Below are 9,060 nucleotides of genomic sequence, written 5' to 3'. Positions count from 1 at the left end.
GTCTTACTACATTCAGTCACGGTAGAAAAACATACCAAATCCAGAACTACGAATACGCATTACCGTTTTTTAAAGACCCGTGGAAATTTGAAGCGTCTAAAGTAGTGAAACATAAAGACGGAGATTATTATTTCCATCTAACCGTTTCTCAGGAATTGCCTGATAAGAAAATAGAGGACGCTTCTACTTTCATGGGTGTTGATGTAGGCATTAATTATCTCGCCGTAGCTTCTACCACCGACAAAAAATGTAAATTCTTTGCTGGCGGAGAAATCAAAAACAGGAGAAATGTCTACAAAAACATGAGAGCAAGATTACAATCTAAGGGAACTTTGTCAGCTAAACGTGTACTGGAACGGTTAGCAGGGAAAGAGAAACGTCTAATGACAGATGTTAATCATTGCATCTCTAAAGCAATTGTAAAATTTGCAGTTGAAAATAGTGTTTCTGTTATCGGTTTAGAGGACTTGGCCGGAATAAGAGGTCGTACTAATAACAAGTTGAGAAAGAAACAAAAATATCTCCATAACAGTTGGGCTTTCTATCAGTTGCAGCGGTTTATTGAATATAAAGCCAAAAACGCTGGAATAATAACAGAGTATATAAACCCTGAATATACTTCTCAGACTTGTTGCCGATGTAATCACATCTCTATTAATAATCGAAACGGGTTAAAGTTTCGATGTAAAGCATGTGGTTTTGAGCTTAACGCTGATCTAAATGGTGCTCGAAACATCGAACACAGAACACGAGACTATAGGTATATCTTAGAGTCTCAGGGGTGTCTGTCAACCATCCACACGGATAATATGATCTGAGAAATCAGGGATATCCATGCTTGCCACTTCAGTGGCGAGTAGTTGACGAAGTCTCCATCAGTAAACTACAGTAAAGTTACTGGGAGCTTAAAATAATACCATATGGGTTATTATATATAATCAGGTCAATTTTAACGGTGGGAAGTTTTCCTCCCACTACAATAGAAATCAATTTTTAAACTTTAAACAGCGATTTTACAGATTTTGCCGCTTGAATTGATCGAACTTCTTTCACGGGGATTTTGAGTGTTCCACATACTCTATTACCGCCCCGTCCGGATGTCTTACTGTCATATTCCTGCCGGTCGGAACCTTCGCCGGCCCCCGGATAATTTCTGCTCCTTTTTCTTCCAGAAAAGCCCTGAACTCATCGAGAGAATCAACAAGTATCGTCGCCTGTGTGCTTCGGAATGGTTTCTGAGCTTTGTCTGAGCCGGCTACGAATTTTTAAAAGACACTGATGCAGAACTGCAAATTCCGATTTTGAGAAACGAAACTTGGGCCGGAATACATACAGAAAAAGATCTCTGAGACTTTTTGAGGAAAACAAGTTTATATATCCCAAAATCCCATTTTCTGGAGCTTGAAGAAAATATTTTAAAATATCGTTTTTAACGGAAATTCTTCCGAAAAAAATATTATTTAAGTTGTGGAAACCAGGGATTTTAGTCTGCCAATTACTAAATTCTTGTATTCGACTAACCTCGAAGTCCAGTAATATTCCCGGATTTCCCTGTCTTTTATTCTTTCTTCGCGTTTAATAAAGGGCCTTATATACCCCAGTAAAAAGGCTATTCCGGTATAGTGTGGTTTTTTCAGGGTATAGTTAAACACATTCAGTAATATTAAGATTGGATTTTTATTTAGATAGTAAGCCATGTATCCGTTGTATTTGTACCCCTTCCACAAACCTTCTGCACTGCCTGTTAATCTTTTTTCTACCATCTGTATTTCGTTAAATCTTTGAATCTGCCAGCCCCGCATTATGGCTTTTATATTTGAGATTGAATCCGCAGAAGGTTCTAATGAAAAGCCGTCAGTATCAAAAAAGCATTCTTTTGACCAGACTCTTCCGGTGCCTGATGGGAAGTTTTCAGCCTGTCCGGACAGCTTTAATTTTCCATCAATTTCATGGTATAGTCCCCCACTTGCAATACCTAACTTATTGCTGGATTCAAATTTATGCAATATCTTTTCAAAGTATTCTTTTTCCAGTACTGTATCCGCATCCATTGAAGCAATAAAACTATATTGGATTTTATGTCTGCCGCAATATTTTACAATAAAATCAAATCCGGACTTATATACATAAGATACGTGAAAAATTATGTCTCTCGGATGAGGCGGCAAACGTATAGTTTTTATCCAGGCATGTTTGGACACAAAGCTGTGTATTATTTTTGGAGAATTGTCAGTACTTCCATCATCAATAATCAACCAGAGAACAGGTTTTACAGTCTGGGAAATTACGGACTCGATTACCTCATGAAGATTCTTTTCTTCATCCTTAACAGGCGTTATCAAAACATACACAAATAATTCACTCTCCCCAACAACTAAAGAAATTTGCAAGGATATATAGTTGCCGTATTAAGGAGTTTTACCAGTTTCCAACGAATTTTATTCCGGAAGATGTATTATTTTGTGCACACTTTAATAATGGCTTCAGAATAAGTTCAACAATAAAGTTATATTCCTTTGTCACATTGTCCTTATAGATATTTTTATGCAGACTATTAAATACCTTGCGAGAAATAGCGGGTTTTTGTTTCTTAACGGCATAACAACAAATATTCTCAGTTTCTTCGCCATGTTATACATTGCCCGTTACCTGGGCCCCGAGGATTACGGAATATATTGTTTTGCTTTTGCTTTTATCTATTTTTTCAGTTTCATCCCTGACCTGGGAGTCCATCAAATACTTGTAAGGGAGGCTGCAAAATATCCCGAAAAAGCAGGGAAACTGATCGGCAACGGGACGATAATAAAATTCTTCCTTGCGTTCGTTGCATTAATCTTAGCTTTTATTTTTATAAATATCATAAATTTCCCCCCCTCCACAAAAAATGCATTGTATATAGTGTCTCTCGGACTGCTTATAAGCGGAACCGGAGCCTACGGAACTATATATGAAGCAAAATTGAGAATGGAATACTCTTTATTTTTCAACCTGATCAGCAGGGTCTTTCTTCTTACATTTATTTTTCTGGCTGTTGCAAATCATTCGACACTTAATGTTTTTATCTTTGCCTCGGTTTCAGCCACCCTTATACATAATTTATTGATGATCCTTTTCTCAAAAAAATTAGTTAAAGTATCCTTCGATGTTGATCTATCTTTAATAAAACAGCTATTAAAAGAAGCTATTCCGATTGCAGTCGCCTCGGTCTTTACTGTTGTATATTTCAGGATTGATGTCCTTATGCTCTCCTTTTTACGGGGAGATGCTGAAGTCGGGTTTTATTCTGCTGCCTATCGCCTTACAGATGCACTTGTTTTTCTTCCGACAGCGTTTACAACTTCCACATTTCCTTTGATGTCAAAATATTTTAAGGATTCTTTTGATTCATTCAGTTTTGCATATGCCAGGACTTTTAAGTATCTTTTCGCAGCAGGTCTGCTGATTGCAGTCCTGGTAACCTTTGCTTCGGAGAAAATCATTCTGACCTTTTACGGGCCGGAATATCAGAAATCAATAATTGCGCTGCAAATCCTTATCTGGGCAACAGCTATCACGTTCATAAGTGTTCTTATCAGTTCCACATGCGTTTCGAGCGGGAACCAGCAAATAATCTCAAAAACAGCCATATTAGCCGCATTTCTAAACGTAATTTTAAACCTGATACTGATCCCTTCAAATGGCTACGTAGGTGCAGCTATCGCGACTGTATTTTCAGTATTCGGGTCAATGATGTTCGGTCTTTTCTGGATTCATAAGAACCTTTTACACGAAAACCCGCTCAAAGGAGCCGTTTCTCCCCTTATAGGAGCAGGCGTGATATCTCTACTTATTATCCTGTTCGGACCATATATGGATATTCTCGTCCTCAGTGCTGCTTCCATCCCGGTTTTTGCTGCAGTCCTTTATTTCACCGGCTGGATAGATTCCGATGACAAAAATATTCTTTTAAAACTTATTTCCCGCACCACATCCTGATACAAAGAGACGTTCTGATACAAAGAGACGTTCTGATACAAAGAGATGTTCTGATACAAAGAGACGTTCTGATATAAAGAGAAGAAGAGATTTCTAATAGCTCCACAATAAATATTACTAACCTATCTTATTATCTGACTTCAGGTTTCCAGGCCGAAAGACCATAAAAAAGGTTATAAAAATGTTAATACTCGACCACCCCTACGTCTCCGACTTTTTAAAAGATACTGCTGCAGAGATGCAGATTCCTGTTTTAAAAAATGAAATGGCAGCCGAAATAAATGCCAAAAAAGAGCTGAGGCTACTTGAAGAAGCTGAGTTTATAAAATTAATAAAAGAAAAGGGTGAATGTTCCCTTTATTCCAACTCCGAAAACTCCCTTGGCTGGATTTCTGAAAATTTGGATTTTACAGGGTTGCCTGAAAAAATTGAACTTTTCAAGAACAAAATCAAATTCAGAGAACTGCTGGAAAGGATATACCCTGACTTCTATTTCCAGGGCGTTGAGTTTGAAAAGCTGGATGAGATCCGGGTTGAGGATATCAAAAAGCCCTTCATCATAAAACCTGCTGTTGGATTTTTTAGCCTCGGGGTGTACAAAGTATCCACTAACGAGGAATGGTTTTCAGTCCTTCAGCGCATAAAAGCCGAAGTCAAGGAAATTAAGGGACGCTATCCGGTGCAGGTGCTTGATACCGGGAAGTTTATTATCGAAGAAAATATCGAAGGAGAAGAGTTTGCGGTTGATGCTTACTTCAACAGTGCAGGAAAGCCGGTAGTCGTGAACATCTTCAAGCATATTTTCTCTTCGGAAAACGATGTTAGCGACAGGGTATACTTTACTTCAAAATCGGTTATAGAAACCTATCGGGAAGCTGTGGAAGACCTTTTGAAGGAAATAGGGAAACTGGCAGGGCTTAAGAATTTCCCCCTCCATATCGAGCTGCGGATAGGTAACGACAGGAGAATCCAGCCCATTGAGGTGAACCCCATGCGTTTTGCTGGCTGGTGTACAACAGATCTCGCCTATTTTGCATATGGGATTAACACTTACAGGTACTTCCTTGGGCAGCTTGAACCGGACTGGAAAAGGATTCTCGAAGGCAGGGAGGGAAAGAGCTTCTGCCTTGTGATGCTGAACAAGCCGGTAGATTTGAATTTGAATGAAATAAAGGCTTTTGATTATGAAAAATTGCTTTCGGACCTTGAAAAGCCCCTGGAACTCAGGAAAGCCGACCATGAGAAGTACGGCTTCTTCGGGTACATGTTTACCGAAACCAGGGACAGCAATTGGGGAGAAATCGAAAGGATTCTGAAATCGGATTTGAAGGAGTATATTATAGGGAATTAAGTTATTTATCTCTGGAAAATGAAGGCCTTAAGAATAGAGACGTCCTTCGCAGAAAAAAAACCTGGCTACTTTGCGGTCTGGAACTTTTTTACAATCATTTATCAGAAATCTGCTTTTCTCAAAAGGCCGCCCACAAAGCGGGCGGTGAGTGCCCTTGGTATGAGATAAGTAGATCCTGACTCTTTATTGGGATTAAGCTACTTATGGTTCATAACCAGGGTCTTTCGGCTCAAAACAGGTTTTCCTTCAAATATATTTTAAAACTTTTTTAGATCACTTTAACTGGACTTCTGGAAAATGCCATCCAGGAAGTAAAGTATCTATTTATCGCTTAAGGTCGAATCTCCTTAGGAAAAGGGATAGGGGTCCTGACACTGGAAGGCAGCATCATCGAGGTAAATGACCTTGAATATTCCTTCGGCGACGTAAAAGCCGTCGATAACATCAGTTTTACTGTTCAGGAAGGCGAGATTTTCTCTTTTCTCGGGCCAAACGGGGCTGGGAAGAGTACTGTAATCAATATCCTCACCACCCTGCTGATGATCCAGAAGGGGACAGCAAAGGTTGCCGGCTATGACGTGGAAAAAGAGCCTGAAAAGGTAAGGGAATCCATAGGGATTGTTTTTCAGGAGCTGACCCTTGATCGGGACATGACTGTGCGGGAGATCCTGGAGTACCACGGAAGGCTCTATTCCATGCCGAAAACTGCAAGGCAGGAACGGATTGAAGAGCTTATTAAACTGGTCGAACTTGAAGGAAAGCGGGATACTCTGACAAGGCACCTCAGCGGTGGGATGAAACGCAGGCTTGAGATTGCAAGGGGGCTTATGACCCGGCCAAAAGTGCTTTTCATGGACGAGCCTACACTCGGGCTTGACCCTCAGACCCGAATAAGGATCTGGGAATATGTAAAGGATATCAACCAGCAGGGCACAACCATTTTCCTGACAACCCATTATATGGACGAAGCCGACCAGCTCAGCGACAGGATCAGCATCATAGACCACGGAGAAATCATTGTCACGGGCAAGCCCTGGGAGTTAAAAAACGCCCTTGGACAGGACCTTATCTACCTGGAAAGCAGTGACAATGCTGCTGCTTCAGGTTTGCTCAAAGGGCTTTCCAGTGTAAAAGGGATCAGGGAAAAATCAAAGGGAATAGTTGTCATGGTCAATGTGGACGGCACCTATCTGCTGCCTGAGATCATGGATCTACTTCGAAACGGGGGGATCAGGGTTAAGGCCGTAAACCTCAAAAAACCTTCAATGGATGATGTTTTTGTCCACTACACCGGCAGGGAGTTCAGGGACGAGGGAGCAGAGAAGGGGTCGGTGGCAATCGTGCGGGCAGGGAGGCGTTAAAGATGCACACGGGGTTTCTTACCATCTACTGGCGGGATATGCTCAGGTTTGTCAGGTTCAGGACCCTCCTGTTTGCGTCTCTTGTCCAGCCGGCTCTCTGGCTTGCCTTTTTCGGAATTGCGATGTCCAACAACTTTGATCGGGTGACTGCAACTCTCCCGGTCTTTCCCGGGGTCAGGTCTGTTAACTACCTTACCTTCATAGGGGCAGGCGTCATTGCCATGACCACGCTTTTTACAAGCCTCTTCGGGGGGACCGTGCTGCTCTTTGACAAAAACTGGGGGCTTATGCGGGAAACTCTTTCAAGCCCGCTTCCGAGAATCCACATCATTATAGGGATAGGGCTTTCAGGCATGACCAAGTCCTTTATCCAGGCCTCCGTTATCATGGGGTTCGGGCTTTTGCTCGGGGTCCAGTTTTTTGAAGGCTACAGCCCGATGCAGCTTCTTGTTTCCCTGCTCGGGATCATGCTCTTTGTCGGGATATTTTCCCTGGGCTTCCTCTTTCTCTCGGCTGCAATCGCCATAAGCATGGAAAGCCCGGAAGGTATGCAGGCAGTGATAACCCTGCTTACCATGCCCTTCTTTTTCACGAGCAATGCTCTCTATCCTGTAAGTTCTTTTCCTCCACTGCTTCGGGCCCTGTCCACAATCAATCCCCTTACCCATCTGGTCAGCGGGATCAGGTATTTTGCAATAGGGAGCGACTTTTCTGCGATAGGAATCCGTTATACTTACACCCAGAGCGATATCCTTGTCTCCTTCCTTGCCCTGCTGGCTTTTGCAGGAATAATGTTCCTTATTGCAAGGTGGAGGTTTAGCAAGGTGACTGTCACATGATTCACGTTTTAAAAAATTGAACAGAATGAAAACCATGGTTTGTGAGCACAAAGATTTGATACAAATAGAAGATGTAGAACCGGGCTCAAAGGGTTGTGGGGAATGCCTGAAAAGCGGAGACAGGTGGGTGCATTTGAGGATATGTCTTATCTGCGGGCACGTGGGATGCTGTGACATGTCAAAAAACAAGCATGCAACAAAACACTTTCAGGAGACCGGACACCCCATAATTCAGTCTTTCCAGCCCGGAGAAGACTGGAAGTATTGCTATCTGGACGGCGAATATCTGGAGTGAACCTGAAGAATATCTGGAATAAACCGGCAGCTCTAACTTTCATCTTCCTGCCATCAGGAACTCAGCCAGGGCTCCGGAGAAATCAGTGCTTTTTTTCAAGGAAGGCAAGTTAATCAATAGAAAAAGAACCTGAAACCAGGTATGAAAGAACATGTCGCAAGAAATTAAGTTTGAAAGAGATATTTATTCCTGAACCCTATTATGGAACTATGTTTCCAAAAGTATATGCGTCCTCCGATCCGATTATTAAATTTGAGATTAAATAAAAAATTACTGGATAAAACTGTTCAAGTACAGGTGATACTGATGATGAGCTTAAAAGGCCAAACAGCAATCGTAACTGGAGGGGGCAGAGGGATCGGGAGGGCGGTCTGCCTGTCGCTGGCAAAAGAGGGAGCAAATATTGTCATTGTGGCAAGGCACAGGGAAGAAATCGAAGAAACCGCAAGAATGGTCAAAAACATAGGGAGCAGATCCCTTGAGATCCAGGCAGATGTGAGATCTGAAGCGGATGTTGAGGGTATGATCCTGAAGGCCATCGAGAAGTGTGGGAGGATTGATATCCTCGTCAACAATGCTGGGGTCGTACACATGAACCATATAGAAGAGACCTCAATTGAAGAATACGACGAGATGATGGATACAAATGTTAAGGGGACTTTCCTCTGCACGAAATACGCTGTGCCTTATCTTGAAAAGAGCGAAAACGGCAAGATAATTAATATCTCCTCAGGCGCAGGCAAGCACGGGCTTTCAGACCTTTCCGTCTACTGTGCCTCGAAGTTTGCGGTAAACGGAATGACCGAAGCCCTGGCTTCCGAGTTGAGCGGAAGGGTGATGGTCTATTCCGTCTGCCCGGGGGCAGTGGACTCGGAGATGTACCATTCCATGTTCAAGGACAGGCCTGTGCTCAAACCGGACCACGTTGCTGAAAAAGTCCTGGAACTGGCTCTCCCAGAGTCAAACATAATTTCAGGCTCGGTCATCGAGGTCTATGCCCCGCCGGTCCCGCTGCTCTGATAGGCTATAAAGGATGGGAAACATTGGTTTTACGGATAACCGAAAAGGCATGCAAGGGAGAATCCACCTGAATTGTCTTTTTCCTCCCTCTTTATGACTTTGTTGGCGGATATTTGCTCAGGTTAAGCTTTACTTCTGATCCAGTTTTACATCTGGTTCAGTTTTCCTTCCGAATTTTTAGCCTGAACAGGGCTAAGCTTGATGATTTCCTTTTCAGAA

At 42.4% G+C, this 9,060-nt stretch carries 8 protein-coding genes; 7 read left to right on the top strand and 1 reads right to left on the bottom strand.

Translation table 11 applies throughout. From position 1 onward, the window contains the following. The coding region (locus EO93_RS06165) for an RNA-guided endonuclease TnpB family protein (RefSeq protein WP_048161548.1) at positions 1 to 818 on the top strand (818 nt) is incomplete at its 5' end. 642 nt (positions 819 to 1,460) lie between these two features. Here the strand turns inward: EO93_RS06165 and EO93_RS06160 are convergent. Continuing rightward, the gene (locus EO93_RS06160) at positions 1,461 to 2,390 is read right to left on the bottom strand and encodes a glycosyltransferase family 2 protein (RefSeq protein WP_235284131.1); all 930 of its coding nucleotides are present in this window, start codon (positions 2,388 to 2,390) and stop codon (positions 1,461 to 1,463) included. A gap of 154 nt (positions 2,391 to 2,544) precedes the next feature. Here EO93_RS06160 and EO93_RS06155 point away from each other — a divergent pair, with 154 nt between their 5' ends. The 6 genes from EO93_RS06155 to EO93_RS06130 all read left to right on the top strand — a co-directional run bounded on the left by EO93_RS06155 (position 2,545) and on the right by EO93_RS06130 (position 8,841). Continuing rightward, entirely contained in the window at positions 2,545 to 3,975 is a 1,431-nt protein-coding gene (locus EO93_RS06155; RefSeq protein WP_048161469.1) for a flippase, read from the top strand. A gap of 181 nt (positions 3,976 to 4,156) precedes the next feature. Further along, positions 4,157 to 5,326: an ATP-grasp domain-containing protein gene (locus tag EO93_RS06150; protein WP_048161468.1), complete on the top strand. Its 1,170-nt coding sequence runs from the start codon at positions 4,157 to 4,159 to the stop codon at positions 5,324 to 5,326. A gap of 341 nt (positions 5,327 to 5,667) precedes the next feature. Next, positions 5,668 to 6,687: an ATP-binding cassette domain-containing protein gene (locus EO93_RS06145; RefSeq protein WP_342764193.1), complete on the top strand. Its 1,020-nt coding sequence runs from the start codon at positions 5,668 to 5,670 to the stop codon at positions 6,685 to 6,687. Between the two features lie 2 nt (positions 6,688 to 6,689). After that, positions 6,690 to 7,526: an ABC transporter permease gene (locus EO93_RS06140; RefSeq protein ID WP_048131371.1), complete on the top strand. Its 837-nt coding sequence runs from the start codon at positions 6,690 to 6,692 to the stop codon at positions 7,524 to 7,526. Between the two features lie 25 nt (positions 7,527 to 7,551). Next, positions 7,552 to 7,821: a ubiquitin carboxyl-terminal hydrolase 14 gene (locus EO93_RS06135; RefSeq protein WP_235284130.1), complete on the top strand. Its 270-nt coding sequence runs from the start codon at positions 7,552 to 7,554 to the stop codon at positions 7,819 to 7,821. Between the two features lie 309 nt (positions 7,822 to 8,130). After that, entirely contained in the window at positions 8,131 to 8,841 is a 711-nt protein-coding gene (locus EO93_RS06130) for an SDR family NAD(P)-dependent oxidoreductase (protein ID WP_048131376.1), read from the top strand. Positions 8,842 to 9,060: the final 219 nt, after the last annotated feature.

The organism is Methanosarcina sp. 1.H.A.2.2 (assembly GCF_000979975.1).
Taxonomy (GTDB): Archaea; Halobacteriota; Methanosarcinia; order Methanosarcinales; family Methanosarcinaceae; genus Methanosarcina.
The sequence above is the reverse complement of the archived record's forward strand: the minus strand, read 5'-3'. Positions and strand labels throughout refer to the sequence as shown.

Bases quoted from the DNA above. Each gene is read 5' to 3' on its own strand.
- EO93_RS06155 (WP_048161469.1), top strand. From the start codon at position 2,545: ATGCAGACTATTAAATACCTTGCGAGAAATAGCGGGTTTTTGTTTCTT.
- EO93_RS06150 (WP_048161468.1), top strand. From the start codon at position 4,157: ATGTTAATACTCGACCACCCCTACGTCTCCGACTTTTTAAAAGATACT.
- EO93_RS06135 (WP_235284130.1), top strand. From the start codon at position 7,552: ATGAAAACCATGGTTTGTGAGCACAAAGATTTGATACAAATAGAAGAT.
- EO93_RS06140 (WP_048131371.1), top strand. From the start codon at position 6,690: ATGCACACGGGGTTTCTTACCATCTACTGGCGGGATATGCTCAGGTTT.
- EO93_RS06130 (WP_048131376.1), top strand. From the start codon at position 8,131: ATGAGCTTAAAAGGCCAAACAGCAATCGTAACTGGAGGGGGCAGAGGG.